General features: G+C 47.5%; 16 protein-coding genes. 8 read left to right on the top strand and 8 right to left on the bottom strand.

What is annotated here, in order from left to right; genetic code table 11:
* Window positions 1-51: 51 nt before the first annotated feature.
* Entirely contained in the window at window positions 52-792 is a 741-nt protein-coding gene (locus tag QT994_RS07295; RefSeq protein ID WP_333172988.1) for a RibD family protein, read from the top strand.
* A 257-nt stretch (window positions 793-1049) separates the two neighbouring features.
* Entirely contained in the window at window positions 1050-2246 is a 1197-nt protein-coding gene (locus tag QT994_RS07290; protein ID WP_333172986.1) for a GNAT family N-acetyltransferase, read from the top strand.
* Window positions 2247-2571: 325 nt separating this feature from the next.
* On the opposite strand, the gene QT994_RS07285 is transcribed toward QT994_RS07290, so the two are convergent.
* The gene (locus QT994_RS07285; protein ID WP_333046506.1) at window positions 2572-3138 is read right to left on the bottom strand and encodes a hypothetical protein; all 567 of its coding nucleotides are present in this window, start codon (window positions 3136-3138) and stop codon (window positions 2572-2574) included.
* Between the two features lie 164 nt (window positions 3139-3302).
* Window positions 3303-4667, bottom strand: a complete 1365-nt coding sequence (locus QT994_RS07280; RefSeq protein WP_333172984.1) for an ATP-binding protein — start codon at window positions 4665-4667, stop codon at window positions 3303-3305.
* A gap of 346 nt (window positions 4668-5013) precedes the next feature.
* On the opposite strand from QT994_RS07280, the gene QT994_RS07275 reads away from it, so the two are divergent.
* The 6 genes from QT994_RS07275 (at window position 5014) to QT994_RS07250 (ending at window position 9642) form a co-directional block, all read left to right on the top strand.
* Window positions 5014-5865 carry a M48 family metalloprotease gene (locus QT994_RS07275; protein WP_333172981.1) on the top strand — a complete coding sequence of 284 codons (852 nt, stop codon included), beginning with the start codon at window positions 5014-5016 and terminating at the stop codon, window positions 5863-5865.
* A gap of 106 nt (window positions 5866-5971) precedes the next feature.
* Window positions 5972-6445, top strand: coding sequence for a TspO/MBR family protein (locus tag QT994_RS07270; protein ID WP_333172978.1), 474 nt, complete (start codon window positions 5972-5974; stop codon window positions 6443-6445).
* Between the two features lie 229 nt (window positions 6446-6674).
* Window positions 6675-8549 (top strand): ATP-dependent zinc metalloprotease FtsH4, encoded by a 1875-nt coding sequence (ftsH4, locus tag QT994_RS07265; protein ID WP_333172976.1) that lies wholly within the window; start codon window positions 6675-6677, stop codon window positions 8547-8549.
* A 219-nt stretch (window positions 8550-8768) separates the two neighbouring features.
* Window positions 8769-8924: a hypothetical protein gene (locus QT994_RS07260; protein WP_333172973.1), complete on the top strand. Its 156-nt coding sequence runs from the start codon at window positions 8769-8771 to the stop codon at window positions 8922-8924.
* A gap of 111 nt (window positions 8925-9035) precedes the next feature.
* Window positions 9036-9257: a type II toxin-antitoxin system VapB family antitoxin gene (gene vapB / locus QT994_RS07255; protein ID WP_333172970.1), complete on the top strand. Its 222-nt coding sequence runs from the start codon at window positions 9036-9038 to the stop codon at window positions 9255-9257.
* A 1-nt stretch (window position 9258) separates the two neighbouring features.
* The gene (locus tag QT994_RS07250) at window positions 9259-9642 is read left to right on the top strand and encodes a type II toxin-antitoxin system VapC family toxin (RefSeq protein ID WP_333172968.1); all 384 of its coding nucleotides are present in this window, start codon (window positions 9259-9261) and stop codon (window positions 9640-9642) included.
* 138 nt (window positions 9643-9780) lie between these two features.
* On the opposite strand, the gene QT994_RS07245 is transcribed toward QT994_RS07250, so the two are convergent.
* The 6 genes from QT994_RS07245 to QT994_RS07220 all read right to left on the bottom strand — a co-directional run bounded on the left by QT994_RS07245 (window position 9781) and on the right by QT994_RS07220 (window position 17799).
* Window positions 9781-10680: a M48 family metalloprotease gene (locus QT994_RS07245; protein WP_333172966.1), complete on the bottom strand. Its 900-nt coding sequence runs from the start codon at window positions 10678-10680 to the stop codon at window positions 9781-9783.
* Window positions 10681-10988: 308 nt separating this feature from the next.
* Window positions 10989-12581, bottom strand: coding sequence for a B12-binding domain-containing radical SAM protein (locus QT994_RS07240; RefSeq protein WP_333046493.1), 1593 nt, complete (start codon window positions 12579-12581; stop codon window positions 10989-10991).
* 438 nt (window positions 12582-13019) lie between these two features.
* Entirely contained in the window at window positions 13020-13985 is a 966-nt protein-coding gene (locus tag QT994_RS07235; RefSeq protein ID WP_333172963.1) for an NAD(P)-dependent oxidoreductase, read from the bottom strand.
* Between the two features lie 611 nt (window positions 13986-14596).
* On the bottom strand, window positions 14597-15661 hold the full coding sequence (hemE, locus tag QT994_RS07230; RefSeq protein WP_333172961.1) for a uroporphyrinogen decarboxylase: 1065 nt from the start codon (window positions 15659-15661) through the stop codon (window positions 14597-14599).
* Between the two features lie 239 nt (window positions 15662-15900).
* Complete coding sequence (locus QT994_RS07225; protein WP_333172958.1) at window positions 15901-16662, bottom strand: hypothetical protein; 762 nt, start codon at window positions 16660-16662, stop codon at window positions 15901-15903.
* Between the two features lie 165 nt (window positions 16663-16827).
* Window positions 16828-17799 carry an LD-carboxypeptidase gene (locus QT994_RS07220; protein ID WP_333172955.1) on the bottom strand — a complete coding sequence of 324 codons (972 nt, stop codon included), beginning with the start codon at window positions 17797-17799 and terminating at the stop codon, window positions 16828-16830.
* Window positions 17800-17970: the final 171 nt, after the last annotated feature.

Below are 17970 nucleotides of genomic sequence, written 5' to 3'. Positions count from 1 at the left end.
TAGTTGTGAATTGGTACAGTTAAATGTTGTTCTGCGAAATTCTGATAAGTCATGACTGAACCTCACGCAACAGTAATACTCGCGATCAGTGCTGACGGTAAAATTGCAGATGTAGTCCGATCGCCCGCGAGATTCGGTTCTGCCAACGACAAAGCCCACCTCGAACAGCAAGTGGCAGCAAGCGACGCGGTTTTGTTCGGCAACGGCACTTTACAGGCTTATGGGACGACGATGAGAGTGATTTCGCCGGAATTGGTCAAACAGAGGGAACTGCAAGGGAAGCCCCCACAACCGGTGCAAATTGTGTGTTCGCGATCGTCCCAATTTGACCCAAACTTGCGATTTTTCCAGCAACCGGTGCCTCGCTGGCTGCTGACGGGGCAAGACAGTAGGGAAACGGCATTGCCGTCTCCTCTTGGGACGAAAGACGGGGAAACGGCATTGCCCTCTCCCTACGGGATGACAAACAGTAAGTTCGATCGAATTATCTATGCGAAAACCGCAGGTGGAGAGATTGATTGGATTGATGCGTTTCAACAGCTAGCAAGCTTCGATATCAAACGCTTGGCGATTCTGGGCGGCGGAAAACTGGTAGCGTCTGTGCTGGCTGCGGGCTTGGTAGACGAACTTTGGCTGACGGTGTGCCCGTTAATTTTGGGCGGCGCGGATGCACCGACACCAGTGGAGGGAAAGGGTTTTTTGGCGGATTTAGCTCCGAAATTGGAGCTTTTGGCGGTTAAACAGGTGGGACAAGAGGTATTTTTGCATTATCGGGTCGATCGAACTAACTGAAGCTCAAAGGTACTCCGAGACTAGGGTTTGACGATTAAGCCCTCCGAACCCCCCTAGCCCCCCTTAAGAAGGGGGGAACCGGAGGCACTCAAAGTCCCCCTTCTTAAGGGGGATTTAGGGGGATCGGGTCTCGGACAAAAGCGAGATTTGTCAGGTTTCAAGGTTCACTTGACACCAGTTGCCATTCAGCTTTCCCAGCGATCGAATAATTGTATTAACTTAAATGAAGTTCGATCGCTCTACGCTCAAATCTCCCTATGCTGAAACAGCCAAAACCTGAATATTCTGTAGCCTGGATTAGCAAAATAGGCGAAATCCCGCAAGCATCGTGGGATGCCTTGGCGATGCCACTAAAAACTCCCTTTCTGGAATGGGATTGGCTTAACAATCTCGAAGTCTCCGGTAGTGCGACAGGTAAAACCGGTTGGCTGCCACATCACTTGACTGTGTGGCGAGACAAACAGTTGATTGCTTGCGCGCCGCTTTATGTCAAAAGCCACAGCTACGGCGAATTTGTGTTCGATAATCAGTGGGCTGATTTAGCTCAACGTTTGGGTGTTCAATATTATCCGAAATTGATGGGAATGACGCCGTTTACTCCGGCTGAAGGCTATCGGTTTTTGATTGCCGAGGGGGAAGATGAAGACGAGTTAACAGGAGTAATGGTAAGCGCGATCGACCATTTTTGCGATCGCCACAATATCTCCGGCTGCAATTTCCTTTATGTCGATCCCGAATGGCGCGAAAGAATGGAACGCCACGGTTTCAGCAGTTGGCTGCACCACAGCTATATTTGGCAAAATCAAGGCTATCAAAATTTTGACAATTATTTAGGCGCATTTAATGCCAACCAGCGCCGCAATATCAAGCGCGAACGCAAAGCAGTTGACCAAGCTGGTTTGTTGGTAAAAACGCTGACGGGCGATGAAATTCCCCCAGCCATGTTTGCTCAAATGTATGCTTTTTATGAGAATACTTGCGACAAATTTGGTTGGTGGGGAAGCAAGTATCTGACTAAGCGATTTTTTGAACAGTTGCACCACAATTATCGCGATCGAGTTTTATTTGTAGCCGCCTACGACAAGGAAGATGACAGACAGCCTGTGGGTATGTCTTTTTGTTTGTATAAGGGCGATCGACTGTACGGGCGTTATTGGGGCAGTTTGCAGGAAATAGACTGTTTGCACTTCGATGCTTGTTACTATACGCCGATCGAATGGGCGATCGATCGGGGCATCCAAAGCTTCGATCCCGGTGCCGGCGGGCGGCACAAAAAACGGCGCGGCTTTCCAGCTACGCCCAATTATAGTTTGCACCGATTTTATAACAACCGTCTGGCGCAAATTCTCAAGTCTTATATTGGTCAAATCAACGAAAGAGAACAGGAAGAAATTGATGCAATCAACGAGGATTTACCTTTTACTAAGTTACCTCCGTTGTTACTCGGCGATTGACGGTTGACTGGGAATTTGGAATTGGAAATGGGGAATTAGTAACAGCCCATCGGTGTCAACATAATACTATAACCCTCTGTATATCTCGTTTGTATCGAAGTTTCGATTTCCCTCGCATCCCCCTTAAGAAGGGGGACTTTGAATGCTATTCCCCCTTTATTAAAGGGAGTTAGAGGGGACGTAAGAATACTCTTGTCATCCCCTTATTAAGAGGGGTTAGGGGGTATCGAAACTCAACTATAAACGATATTTATTATGGATTTTAGTGTTAAGTTGACACGAATGGTAACAGTCAACAGTCAACCGTCAACCGTCAACAGTTAAACTAATTCAAAATTACCTTGCCATCTTCCTGAATTTCCAGGGACTTTGTATCAGCGGCCACCTCAGTTGTCGCGCCGAAACTGACTTGCAACATACCCGGCATCGCGGTTGCTTGGGGGCGAACCAGCACCAATCCCCCGTCTGGGCGCTGGTAAGTGAGGGTGATTGGCACTGGGAGGGTTTGAAGCAAAATTTCCGATTGTTCGCCCAGAGTGCGCGGCTGGGTAACGCCTACGATTTGATAATTGATGACAGCATTGGTGGTATTCACCAGTTTAATTACTATCCTGCCTTCGGCAGGCGTAACTCGCGCACTGGGCATGGGGAAGCGGGGAGGCGCATCTGTGGGTGTAGAGGGCATCCCCCTGAGGCTCGGACTCGCAGCCGGAGTTGGTTGGCTGACGGGTTCTTCAGTGGCTGCAGGAGTCTCTGCGGGCTGGGAAACAGGTTTTCCTTGTTGGGGCGGGGGGCCGCCGGCCTGGGAAAGTGTTGCGAGACTAACGAGTAAACCCCCGCAGGTGGCTGCTAGCAAGCTGATTTTTTTTAACGGTAGATTGTGGCGAAACATAAATAACTCCTCACAAGTTCGATCGAGGTTTTCCAACAAAGTTCATGTTAATCTATGCGGGAATTGAATTTTAATAGGTGGGTTTGGGTCAGAGGTAAGAAGAATCAGGCTTGAGGGGTAGATTTTTTTTTAACCGCAGAGGGCGCAGAGGAGGAGGGGAAGTTTTAGGGGTGAGATGCTTCTGATTTGTGGGCGGGGAGGGTGACGGTAACGGCGGTACCTTGATCGACTTGGCTGTCAATGCGGATTTGGCCGCGGTGATTTTCGACAATTGCTTTGGCGATGGCTAATCCTAAACCGGAACCGGCGGCGCTGCGGTGGGTGCGGGCGGGATCTGCGCGGTAGAATCGATCGAACAAATGCGGCAGGGCTTCTGCGGAAATTCCGATACCGGTGTCTGTTACTTTTATTTGCAGCGCTGGATTTAACATCGGCGAATTTCTTTTGTTTTTAGCTGCAAGTTGCAATTCTACTTCAATTTCACCGCCCGAGGGCGTGTACTGCACGGCGTTGCTGACAAGATTGGTAAAAAGTCGGGCTAGTTGATCCCAGTCGCCCAACAGTGTAAAGTTTTCCTCAGCGTTGGGCAGATCGACAATTTCCAAAGAAAGAGAGAGATTTTGGGTTGTGGCGATCGCCTGTTGTTCTTCAATTACCTCCATCAGCAAAGCATCGAGAGGAACCTCAATCCACTGCTGCTGGACGATACCGCTATCTTGTCTGGCTAAAAACAGCAAATCGTCAACCAAGCGCCCCAAACGGCGGGTGAGGCGTTCGATAACTTGTAGCTGTTGATGCTGCTGCGGTTCGATATCGGGTTCCGCCAAAGCTACTTGGACGTTAGTTTGAATAGTGGCGATCGGATTTCTGAGTTCGTGAGAAGCATCAGCAGTAAACTGTTTGAGACGCTGATAAGATTCCCGCACAGGTTTCATAGCCAATCCCGACAGCAGCCAGCCAATAGCTGCAACGCAAATTAGAGTTAAACCCGCGCCTAAAATCAAATCAAGAATTAATTGGCGGATGGGTTTTGTCACTTCAAACCAAGGATGGCTGACTCGCAAATATCCCAGAACTTGGCGGCCGCTTTGTACTCGCTGCGTTACTTGTCTGAGGGAATAGTTTTGATCGGACGGCAACTTATTATTAATTATCCAAACCGTTTCGCCAGTGCGGTTAGCGTGAATGGGAATATTCAGCGGTTCTGATAATGTAGACCACAGCAATTGGCCCGTAGGACTGAACCATTCTAAATCAATGTGGTCGTCTTCTACGGCATCCGTGCTATCTGGAAAACTGGCTTGAATATTAACTTGCAACTTATTTTTTTCTGTGGTATTAGGGAAAGTTAGCGGTTCGATAACGAGAGTGCGCTCTATTACTTCGACAACATGATTGAGAGTGTCATCAATGCGATCGATTAAAGTATTGCGGACGTAGAAATAGAAACCTGTGGCGAATACAAGCAACAATACAGCAGTAACGGCAGTATACCAAATAGCGAGGCGGCGGCGGGTAGTTTGAAACATGGGAAATGGGGATTTTTTTTTTAACGAACCGCGAAGACGCGTTCGGCGAAGCCGTTCCCGAAGGGTAGGGCGCGAAGGAAGAAAAGAGCGAGAGAATCTTAAAGGGATTGTGAAGTAATAATCATTAACTAACTCTTAACCAACCATTTATAAATATAACGCTCTTCTCTTCTCTTCTCTTCTCTTCCTTTGTGTCCTTCGCCTCTTCGCGGTTCCTTAAAAAAAGCCTTGTTCAGAAGTCCTGCAATAATTGCTACCACAATATTCCATTATTAATACTTCAGACAGATGTCGAGGTAACTCCCAGGTTGATAATGTACTCGCGAAACTTTTTAGGTAAAAGCCTGTGAACACATTTTTATTTAGAGCAGCGATCGGGCTATTAATGGCATTTTTTGGGGCAATCACCTATTTTACAAACGACGTACAAAATCCGGTAACTGGAGAGAAACAGCGCGTGCAGCTTTCTCCCCGCCAAGAGATTGTTTTGGGATTGCAGGCGCGAGATAAAATGGCCGCCCAGTACGGGGGGCTTTATCCTAGCCAGAGTATTCAGCAGTATGTCGATCAAGTAGGAAAACGAGTTGTCAACGGTTCGACCGCGAAACAAGCGGGTTATCCGTTTGAATTCCACGTGCTGCGAGACCCCGAAACTGTGAATGCTTTTGCTTTACCGGGGGGACAAGTTTTCATTACTGCGGGGCTGCTGCGGCGGCTGAATTCCGAGGCTCAGTTGGCTGCTGTACTGGGGCACGAAAGCGGTCACGTTGTGGCGCGCCACGCTGCGGAACACTTGGCAAAACAGCAGTTAGGCAGGTCTTTGGTAACGGCGGTTGGGGTGGCTACTAGCGACGATCGCGGGGGCGGCCAGCAGGCAGCATTAATTGCTCAAGCTGTTAATCAAGTTGTCGGTTTGCGGTACGGTAGAGCGGATGAACTTGAGAGCGATCGGCTAGGTTTTCGGTTTATGACCGAAGCGGGTTACGATCCTAGAGGTATTGTTGAGGTGATGCAAATTCTCGGTGCTTCTAGGAACGGCGAAGCGCCGCCGGAGTTTTTGAGTTCTCACCCGAATCCTGAAAACCGAGTTGAAAAGTTGCAAGCTTTAATCGCACAAAATTATCCTAACGGCGTTCCGGCTAATTTGGTGTCTGGACGCGATGAGTTTGCTAAGAATGTGTCGGGGGATCAGCGATAATTGCATCGGCCTTCACAAAACTTCATGCTAAAGGCCGATATAAGTTGGAGGGTAATTTGGCACGATCGACTTAATGAGCGATCGAGCAATTGGAAAGTTGAAAACCATGATTGAATCTTGGATGATTATCGGCGGCGTGACTTTCTCAGTCGCCTTCGGCACTCTGTTTTTTAAACTCCGCGATATTAACTGGGCCGTCAAACTTCAAAGACCGGATTGGATGTTTTTTGAGCCTGCTATTCCGTTAATTTGGACGGTAATTTTTGCTTGCGGGGCCGGCAGCGCTACTTTCGTGTGGGAACAGGAGCCAGGGAGCCTTAAAACATGGGTGCTGATGGCTTTCTACTTGCTTTTAGAAATTGTCACCGTTGCTTATATTCCTGCTACTCTCAGAGCCAAAAGTCTCAAAGTAGGGACAATTTTGGGAGGGGCTGGGGAGATTTTGGGAGTTGTGCTGACGTTGGCTGTTTTGCCGATTTCTCAAACCGCGGCTTTGTTACTTTTGCCTTACGCGATTTGGGGTGCGATCGGCACTTATACTACTTGGGAAATGATTCAGTTAAACCCCGAAGCTGCATAAAGCTCAGATGAGCTTCGGCGCACCCTACATACTATAACGCTCTTCTCTTCTCTTCCTTCGTGTCATTAGGGTCTTCGCGGTTCGTAAAAATAACCTTGTTAAGAATAGCCAATCCGTGCTACCGGGTTAACCGACCGATAGAGTGAGGAAATCCGCTTAACAGTGTGGGGGTATTTGATGAGAAAATAGATGAATAAAAGTGCTTTAAATCAAAGGATGACAGTTATCAATGGCCATTAAAGACCAGCCCCAACCACCTCGTTTTCGACAAATTAGCAATGTCTTGTTATTGCTCTCAAGTTTGTTTTTGCTGGCAAACATCTTTTTACCGAATTTGTTCGGCCCCCAAATTCCGCAAGTGCCTTACAGCTTGTTCGTCCATCAAGTGCAAGAACAAGATGTAGTACGAGCTTCGGTAGGTCAAAATGAAATTCGCTACCAACTCAAAGGCGAAGGCGACAAACCCGGTCAAGTGCTCTCCACTACGCCAATTTTTGACCTGGAATTGCCTAAACTTTTACAAGAAAAAGGCGTTGAATTTGCGGCGACTCCGCCGGCTAAAAATGGCTGGATCGGCAGTGTTTTAAGCTGGGTGGTTCCGCCACTGATTTTTGTGGCGATTTTTCAATTTTTCATGAACAGGCAGGGTGGCGGGCCGCAGGGTGCACTGTCGATCGGCAAAAGCAAAGCTAAGGTCTATGTAGAAGGCGAATCGGCGAAAATTACTTTTGCTGATGTGGCTGGAGTAGAAGAGGCTAAAACTGAATTAGTCGAAGTTGTTGAATTCCTGAAAACTCCCGACAGATTTACGGCAATTGGTGCGAGAATTCCGAAAGGCGTACTGTTAGTCGGGCCTCCGGGAACTGGCAAAACGCTGTTAGCAAAAGCAGTGGCTGGTGAAGCAGGCGTGCCGTTTTTTAGCATCTCGGGTTCGGAGTTTGTGGAACTGTTTGTAGGTGTTGGTTCTGCAAGAGTTAGAGATTTATTCGAGCAGGCTAAAAAACAGGCTCCTTGTATTATTTTCATTGATGAATTGGACGCGATCGGCAAATCTCGTAGCAGTAACGCTAGCTTCGGTGGGAACGATGAACGCGAACAAACTCTCAATCAATTATTAACTGAAATGGATGGTTTTGCGGCGGGCAATACTACGGTAATTGTGCTGGCTGCAACTAACCGCCCGGAAAGTTTGGATGCTGCTTTGTTGCGCCCTGGTCGTTTCGATCGCCAAGTTTTAGTCGATCGCCCAGATTTATCTGGTCGCGAAGAAATTTTGAACATTCACGCTCAAAAAGTGAAGTTGGGCCCGGATATTAACTTGAAGGTGATCGCCACTCGCACCCCCGGTTTTTCGGGCGCAGATTTGGCAAATTTGGTGAATGAAGCTGCTTTGTTGGCGGCCCGCAACCGGCGCTTAACTGTGGCGCAGGAAGACTTTGCAGAGGCGATCGAACGCATTGTGGCGGGCTTAGAAAAGAAAAGCCGCGTGCTCAATGAAAAGGAGAAAACCATCGTTGCTTATCACGAAGTCGGCCACGCAATGGTGGGTGCTCTGATGACGGGTAATGGCGAAGTTGCCAAAATCTCGATCGTCCCTCGCGGTATGGCTGCTTTGGGTTATACTTTGCAGTTACCGACTGAAGACCGTTTCTTGTTGGATGAGTCGGAATTGCGGGGTCAAATTGCGACTTTGTTGGGCGGGCGATCGGCTGAGGAAGTGGTGTTTGGTAGCATTACTACTGGCGCTTCAAATGATTTGCAAAGGGCGACTGATTTAGCTGAACGGATGGTGACAACTTACGGGATGAGTAAGGTTTTGGGGCCTCTAGCTTACGATCGAGGTCAACAATCAATGTTCCTCAACGACGGTATGGGAAATGCCCGCCGTGCGGTAAGTGCTCAAACTGCTGAGGCGATCGACCAAGAAGTGAAGGAAATTGTCGAAACTGCACACCAGCAAGCTTTGGATATTCTGAAAGCAAATCGAGAATTGTTGGAAACAATTACGCAGAAACTGTTGGAAACTGAGGTGGTGGAAGGTGACGCACTTCGCGAATTCCTCCGTCAAGTGCGGCCTTTAGATAAGGTTGCGGCTTCAGTTTAATAGGGTTTAATTAAACCGCAGATGAACGCAGATGATTCCAAATCATCTGCGTTTTTGATATGTCTTAAATCCTAAACTTTCAAGCAGAAGCCTTCGGAGCCGATGCGCGGTAGCGTTCCTTTTGTAGTGAGGTCTTAATCTTTTGTTCTTCTATGACACGGGTTTGGTACAATTTTCGCATTAACTTTTTCGTAATAGCTGAAAATAAGTGAATTTGCGGTGCTTGGCTTTGCAACTTTGTGCCATCCAACAGCAGGCGGATTACTGTTTCTGCTCAAGCTGTGCTTTCAAATCCTGACAGCCGTGCAGAAAGATGAGCCGACTGAAATAGACAAGGGCCAACAGACAAACCCGGGTTTGTGCGATCGCAAGTAATCGTATTAAGGGAGAGCAATCACAGAGCGCTCTCCCTTCGCACCAAATACCTTCTGACTGCCATTACAGTATAATTGGTGAATATGACATAGTAAAAATTGTACAGAAATCATGACTATCGATCTAGAGATTTTTCAAACTGTCGTCAAGATGCCAGACTCTCTCAAACAAGAGATATTGCATTATGCAAAATATCTACTTGAAAAACACGCCACAACAGAATCATCTCCCGAACAAATTGAACAACCTCATGGTTATGGTAGTTGGGCCGGCCAGATCGTTATGTCTGATGATTTCGATGAACCGCTGGAAGATTTAAAGGAATATATGTAACATGGAATCCCTTTTAGATACTCATGCCTTTCTGTGGTATTTGCTTGGCGATTCTAATCTAGGTAGTAAAGCAAAAGAAGCGATCGATACTAAAACAGGTTTATATTTTAGTATTGCCAGCCTGTGGGAAATCTCTATTAAAATTAATGTCGGTAAGCTTCAACTGAATCGACCATTTGAAGACCTGCCCAAGGAATTGCAATACATTAACGCTCAAATTCTACCAATTACAGTTGAAGACACTGAGATTTACGCAGGTCTTCCTCTGCATCATCGAGATCCCTTCGATCGTATTCTGGTAGCACAGACCATGAATCATTCGCTGGTTTTGATGAGTCGCGATGAGGCTTTTGATGCTTATCCAATTCAGCGAGTTTGGTCATGAAAAAGGCCAAAGTTTTATACTAGCGATCGCCCCTACCTATCTAATTAGTCGCTCCCTACAGTTACCATTACAAACATACAGAAACCCGGCTGCTTCAAACAACCGGGTTTCTAAATATTGTTGCTGCATTTTCGACGATTAAATTCCGGGCACGTAGGCCATAACGGGAGTACCTTGCTGCTGCTGCTGCGCGATTTCCAAAAGGCGTTGAATCCGCTCCTCTGTCGGCGGGTGAGTGCGGAAAAGTGACTGCAAACCTTTAGTCGAAAAAGGATTCACAATCAGTAGCGGCGACATCGCAGGATTGCCGTGCATCGGAATTTCATGACCCATTTTCTCTAATTTTTGCAGGGCGTTTGCTAAACCGATCGGGTTATTGGTAATTTCCACCGCACCGCTGTCGGCTGCAAATTCCCTCGTCCGAGAAATCGCCAATTGAATTACGGTTGCTGATAGCGGTGCTAAAATGATTAAAAACAACAAACCAAACGGATTCGCGCCTTGTCTGCTATCCCGCGTTACCGGGCCGTAAAGCGCTCCAAAAGTCAGAATTCGCCCGACAAATGTAATAGCACCAGCAATGGTTCCTGCAACTGCTTGAGTGAGGGTGTCGCGGTTGCGGATGTGGGTGAGTTCGTGCGCTAAAACGCCTTCCAATTCTTCGCGGGAAAGCAGCTTGATGATGCCTTCAGTAACTGCTATTGTCGCGTGTTCTGGGTCTCTTCCTGTGGCGAAAGCGTTGGGAGATTGAGTGGGAACTAGAAATATTTTCGGCACCGGAATTTGGGCTTTTTCGCTCAGCGATGCTACTATATCGTAGATTTCGGGAGCTTCGCTGCGGGCGATCGGCTGAGCGCGGTAAGCCATTAAAGCGGCCGTGTCGGAATAGTACCAAGAGCTAAAACTTGAGAAGGCGGCTAGCGCTAAACCGATGTAAAGTCCTTGCTCGTTGCCGATTAAATAATAACTTCCTAAAACGAGAAGGCCGCTGAGGAGTCCTAAGAGAGCGGCTGTTCTGAGTTGATTTGTTCCTAACATGGCGAGTTGAGGGCGATCGCTATTTTGATATTTTTGAGCTTGTAATTAGGTTTTCATATTTGCGAGCGATCGCGCCTCTATCTGCCGAAATAACTGATGCCGCCAATAGTAGTATTTTACCTTCGCGCTCCGAGACTGGGAATACCTATCGGGAGGCTCTCTCGCCTGCTCTCAAGAGGCGGCAGAGCCACGGGATATGACATTTCCCGGCTCTGACTGGAAACGAGATTAAATCAACAAAATAAACGCAGACAATCTTAGATTCATCTGCGTTTACCTGCGTTCATCGGCGATTTAATTCTCCAACCCTAAACCGCTTGCACTTGCTTTTCCTCAACAGCAACAGGTTCTTGATATACTGTCTGAGACTCATTAGCCAAAAAGTCAGCTAATTGAGCTTCAATTTCATCCCGCACAATCTGACGGTATTCCAGAAAATGCTCGTTGTGAGCACACACAGTCAAATAATGATCCCAAACCGCAGGATTCCGCTTGAGAATGCTGAACAAATGATGCCAGAACTTCCAGCGAGTGCTGCGCTTTACTCCTTGTCGCCAAACCACAGTTAGCAGTGCTCGCAAGTCTATCCAACTGGGAACTCTTGCAGGTATATTTGCTGTAGGTGCACCCAGCATCAAGAAGTGGCGATAGGTGCGGTCTAAATATTTCTCAGCATCGTACACATCAGAAAATGCTTGAACATATTCCCTCGCGATATCTTCTAGCGGCCGCGTGGGAATGAAGTTCATCAAGGTAGTCTGGTTGAGGTTGCCCGATTTGTCGCGCAACCGCCCTTCTTTTGCGAGTCTGTGGGACAATGCAGTATGAGGCAAAGCTTGGAGCATTCCAAAGGTTGTGCTCGGAATTGCTGCGGCTTCGGCAAAGTCTACAATGCGCTGACCGGCACCGGGTTTTTCGCCGTCGAATCCAATGATAAATCCGGCCATTACTCGCAAACCAGTTTTCGCAATCAACTCTACTGATTCTATCAGGGAATTGCGGGTATTCTGGAATTTCTTGGTCATTTGCAAGCTTTCTTCATCGGGAGTTTCAATTCCCAGAAACACTGCATTGAAATTGCAAGCTACCATCATCTCCATCAATTCTTGGTCTTGGGCTAAATCGATGGATGCTTCGGTGTTGAAAGTAAACGGGAATTTGTGTTCCTCTTGCCAGACTTTTAAGTCTTTTAGCAACAGTTTGACGCTGCGTTTGTTGCCGATAAAGTTGTCGTCTACCATGAACACGCCGCGCCGCCAGCCCAAGTTGTAGAGATAGTCTAATTCTGCTATCAGTTGTTGGGGGTTTTTGGTGCGGGGTTTGCGACCGTATAGGACGATGATGTCGCAGAATTCGCACTGGAAAGGACAGCCTCTGGAAAATTGAATCGACATCGAGTCGTAGGCGTCTAATTCAAGCAAATCGAAGCGGGGGACTGGGGTTGTGGTAACATCAGGTTTTACGCCGTCCGATCGATATATTCCGCTTTTTTCGCCACGCCCTATTGCTTCGACGAACATCGGCAAGGTGATTTCGCCTTCGTCGAGAATCAGGTAATCTATGCCGGCTGCTTGAGGTTCTTCTGGTACGGAAGTCGGGTAGGGGCCACCACAAGCTACGGATTTACCGCGCCGTTTTGCTTCGCGAATGATGTCTAGCAAATCTTCTTTTTGGACAATCATTGCCGAGAGAATAACGAGCTCTGCCCATTCCCATTCTGCTTCGGTGATTTGTCTGATATTGCGATCGACTAACTTAAATTCCCATTCTTGAGGTAAAATAGCTGCTACTGTTACCAAACCCAGCGGTGGCAGCAGCACTTTACGATCGACTAATTCTAGGATTTTCTCGTAAGACCAAAATGTTTTCGGAAACAGGGGATAAACTAGGAGAACTCGCATTATATGTTAAACCTCACATCAGTAAACAACTTGCGATCTGGCTGGCGTGTTTGAAAGTTCGATCGACTCTCAAGACTTAATGTTAATGCTAAAATTACGATCTTGCACTTGATCGAATATCTGGCGAGGGGTGACACCCCCTAAGACAAACAAAATGAGCGCAATTTTTAGCTTGCAGTTCCCTGTTAAAGTTTGCAAATGCTGATATCTTATCGTATTTGACCCTTAATTGACGATAATCGCATTTAAAAAGCATGGGATTAAGGCAAAAAAGAACTTGAAACAGTAAATTAGTCGTTTTGTGCACACGAATCACCCTACATTACTCGTTTGGTGCCCATTCCTTCTTCCCTCGAACCTCTTCCTTCTTCCTGACATCCGTTACATCCGTTACATCCGTTACATAATCCGTTGCCGAACTTCCCTCTTCCTTCTGGCCTAATTTGAATCTTTGCCGGGAATCCCGCTAGTTCTTAACATATCGGCCACTGTGCCACAGTAACTTGGCATTCCTATGCTTTCGGGATTCACAAGATTTTGATAGGTAAAATGGCGGTAGCTGATGCAAAATCTATCCCAAGCAGCCACCTGAATTCGGAACAGCCAAATAAAGAAATTGGCTAGCCAAGCTGAAAGAGTAATCCGAAAAAATATTTTTTTATTCAAATGTTGGCAAGCTTGTTCTACCACTTCGTTAGCTGTAATCGCCGGATTTCCTAGCACAAAATGTCGCGGTTCCTCGGAAGCAGGCGGATGCTCAACTAAATAATTAACTACTTTGGCAATATCTGCACCGTGGATGAAGTGAAAACTTCCATCTGCCTTAAACCAGCGAATTAAACCAATCCATTTTGCGACAAGTGGCAGGCCAGATGACAAGTGAGATACTGGTTTTTCTGCGTCTCCTCCCAATACTAATGTCGGATAAAGTGCGGTAATCGGAGGCACATTTTTCAAGGCTGACAAATGCACCATGCAGTTGTATTTTGAGCGAATATAATCTGTTCCCAGTTCCCCGGCTTCTTTGAGCAAATTGTTGTCTCGACCGAGAATGCTGGCAGTTGAAAAATAAATTACTTGCTGGCAAGTCTGTGGCGAAAGTAGTTGAATTAGCCGGAGAGTTTTCGTTACGTTAACGTCAAACACTTCTTGAGTTCCTCCCCAAGCAGTGGCAGCTAAAATTGCGACATTAATTGTTTGCAGAAGTTCGGCGTGTCGATCGATATCTCGCATATCGCCTTGTAATATATGGATGCCGGGGCGGGCTTTCCAGTCAAATTTTAATTTTTCGGGGTTGCGAACTAAGAGGTAAAGTTCGTGGTTTGTTTCTTGAATCAAAGTTTCGGCCATGTAGTGACCGATACAGCCACTTGCACCCGTCACAAAAATTTTTTTGGAGTTCATTTTGCCGCAGGAGAAGAGGGAAGGATTCGACGCTTTTTCAACGGTAGGGACACGGCAAGACCTATTAGTATCAACTTAAGCCTAAAGTCCAGAAGGAATATCGCTTTTATTCGAGTCCAGATCCCCCTAAATCCCCCTTAAGAAGGGGGACTTTGAGTGCTTCCTGTCCCCCCCTTATTAAGGGGGGTTAGGGGGGATCGAGACTTTGATACAAACAAAAGAGACGGTCGGTTTTACGTTAAGTTGACACCAATGGGCATTGCCCTCTCCCTACAAATATCAGGTGCAATTAACCGGATTCGATCGGATTATATAATCTTTTTCGACGGTCGGGAGACGGCAATACGTATTGGTGTCAACTTAAGACTGGAACCCTGATAAATTTCGCTTTTAACGCTGTCTCGATCCCCCTAAATCCCCCTTAACAAGGGGGACTTTGAGTGCTTCCTGTCCCCCCCTTATTAAGGGGGGTTAGGGGGGATCGAGACTTTGATACAAACAAAAGAGACGGTCGGTTTTACGTTAAGTTGACACCAATGGGCATTGCCCTCTCCCTACAAATATCAGGTGCAATTAACCGGATTCGATCGGATTCTACAATCGAAATCAAATCAAGCAGCAACTGCAAGCAATTTGTCTGCTTGTTTTGCGGTTTCAAAGAAGAAACGCACGTTATCTTCGGGAGTTCCCGGTAACACGCCGTGTCCCAAATTGAGGATGTGTCCGCGATGACCGGCTTTGCGAATTGTATCAAGAATTCGATCGCGAATAAACGGTTGAGAACCAAATAACACGCCTGGATCGAGATTTCCCTGAACGTTCATATTCGGGCCCAAACGTCGGCGCGCGTCGGCCATGTCAACAGTCCAATCGACGCTAATGATATCGGCGCCGGATGTTGTCATGCGTTCGAGGAGGCCGGCGCTACCGGTGACTAACAGAATTAGCGGGGTGTCGGGATGGGTTTTTTTGACTTGCTCGAATACTTGTTTCTGGTAAGGTAGAGCGAAGGTGTCGTAGTCCTGCGGGGAGAGTTGGCCGGCCCAGGAGTCGAACATTTGCACTACTTGCGCGCCGCCGTCGATTTGATAGCGCACGTAAACGGCGATCGCATCGGCGAATTTCGACAGCAACTGATGCAGTAAAGTGGGATCGGAAAATGCCATGTTTTTGATAATCGCATAATCCTTAGAACCTTTGCCCTCAACCGCATAGGCCGCCAGCGTCCACGGCGCGCCCACAAAACCGAGCACGGTGGATTTGTTGCCGACTTCTTCGCGCAGGGATTTGAGGATGGTTTTGATAAACGGCAAGCTTTCTTCCGGGTTCAGCGGTTGCAGGTTGTCGATTTGCTGCTGAGTGCGGATGGGTGCGTGGATAATCGGGCCTTTGCCTTCGGCGATGTCCATGTCGATGCCCAAACCGGGCATGGGGGTGACAATATCGGAAAACAGAATTACGCCGTCGGGTTGAAACGCGCGCCACGGCTGGAGGGAAACTTCGATCGCAACTTCGGGAATTTCGGAACGTTCGCGAAACGAGGGATACTTTTCTCGCAAATCTCGATAAGCCTTCATGTAGCGGCCGGCTTGACGCATCATCCACACGGGCGGGCGGTCTAGGGTTTCGCCACGGGCTGCCCGCAACAACAAGGGAACTTCATTTAATGCCGACATTTTAACTTTTCTCTACCTTAGATATTTCAATGCCTTTGGTAGCTTACCACTGTGCGATCGTCCTTTTCGACAAAATCGTTGTGTGTACAAATGTGTATTTTGTCATGGCCAAAGAAAGTGAGGCGAGGGCCAGAGATCGACTGTATATAAAGGACTGGTATAAATCTTGTGTATAGGCAAAGAAACCGGGTTTCTACGAAGAAACCGGGTTTCTTTGCCCGCGCTACAGTTTGACCTACTTACCTCGTCACACAAACTCCGCCCACCACTACCCGACATTGATCTGGGCCCGCATCGAATCTACTATCATTCCGCCTCGCCGAGTCTAAATCTCTAGTCCGTGAATTGTAGTAATAATCTCCCGCCGGAAAGTTTCTAGTCGGGACAGCGCAGTAAGTTGAATCTTGATTACCATCGTCAAACCTTACTCTCACCATAGAACGTCTCTCGCTACAGTTGATTGATCGCAAGCCAAAATCATCTTGCAAAAGCTGGGATCTGTCATATCGGCCACTGTCTTGCCTGTCGTCCCGCGAATTTCTCGATCGTCTGTCGCCCCCATCAATTCCCGAAACTTCCAGCGTGTAATTACCGCCCCTGGCAGCATCTTTCGTTAACACTAAAAGCTTGTAATCGCCACTACGTGGAATTTGATAATTAAAAGAACGGTCTTGCGTAAAAGCGACTTGTTTGTTGTTCCCATAAAACAGCACCATGACCGGAGTAAAACCGCGACTTCTCTCTGTATCTAAAAACACTTCAATGTTGTCGCCTTCCCTCGCGCTGAATGTGTATTCTTGACCGCGCAATTCTTCCGTCGGAGAACCCGGAACCCACATATTCCGGAAACGGTAGATGGGGGAAGTGCGGCGAATTACTCCATCTATGCGATCGTTATTCTGTATCTGTTCGCCAACCGCACTAGAGGAAATGCTCGTAAGTGCCAATCCTGTAACTAGGAATGCGGCAGCAATACTGTTTAACAAGTTGTGTGCTTTCATATCAACCTCTCGAAAAATTTAAAATCTTTTTGCTTTTTTTGTGCCGACATTTGCATACACAATCCATTTTAAATGTAATTTCTGCCAACCGTGTCAACCTCACCCAACCAGACTTTTTAGCGGGTGCAAAATCTCAAGCTAAAGTTACAGACGTTGATCCCTAATCTAAAGTTGCGATTTATCGCCGCAAATCAGCAATCCCGATGCGGCGTCGAGACAAGCTGTAATTCCCATAGGTAAAGCAGCGTTAACGCCCTCGTGGCCGAAGGGCAAATCCGAGACTATGGGAATATTCAAGTCCCCCAGCCGATCGCGCAAAACCTCTTCAATGCTAAAACTGGGAATACTCGGGTCAATCTCGCAGCGGCTGAAGCGCCCCAAAGCAATGCCCCGCACCCCAGCGAAAGCCCCCGCCATCCGCCACAAAGTCAGCATTCGATCGACCCTGTACGGAGCCTCTGAAACATCTTCAAATGCGAGAATAACCCCGGTCAAATCCGGTTGATACGGGGTTCCGAGCAAATGAGAAGCCACCGTCAGATTCGCAGGAAACAGCCGCCCGGTGGCTTGTCCGCCGCCCCATCCTTTACCTTGCAAAGATTGTAAGGGACGACCTTCGATGCAGTCAAAAAGTCGATCGACAGACCAATCCGGTTCCGCAGCCAAAGTTGTCAGCATCGGCCCGTGAACGCCCCAAACGCCCAATTTAGCCTGATTCCACAGCAAAGCAGTAATATCTGAAAAGCCGATTAACCATTTCGGCGAATGGGAATCGGGCATGGGGAATCGGGCATGGGGCATGGGGCATGGGGCATCGGGAATTGGTGATTGGGCATTTTTTGCTTCTGCCACATTTCCTTTTTCCAAAAGTCGAGTGCTGCCGAAACCGCCTCGAACACAGAGAATACCGCGACAATCAGGGTCATTTAGGGCATCTGCGAGCTGTCTGACGCGGTTTTCGTCGGAACCGGCCAAATAGCCCCAGCGATCGTCAAAACCCGGTGTTAATTCAATTCGATAGCCGCGGGATTTCCAAATTTCTACACCGCGTTCAAAGGTACTTAATTCTCGCAAAGTGCCACTAGGAGCAATTACCATGAGCAAATCTCCTGGTTGCAGAAATTTTATGTTATTCATTAGTTATTAGTTATTAGTTATTAGTTATTAGTTAGATCGCGTTTGGTGAATCGATCGTAATTTCGTAGGGCGGGTTTTACAGACAATTTCTGACTGAAACAGACAATCTCGCAAACCCGTCCCCACCCACCCATAAATACAAACCTACATTTCGGATTCGATGCAAATTTA

Source organism: Microcoleus sp. S13_B4, from assembly GCF_036700885.1.
GTDB lineage: Bacteria > Cyanobacteriota > Cyanobacteriia > Cyanobacteriales > Microcoleaceae > Microcoleus.
Note: the sequence above shows the minus strand (reverse complement) of the source record. Positions and strands in the feature narration are given on the sequence as shown.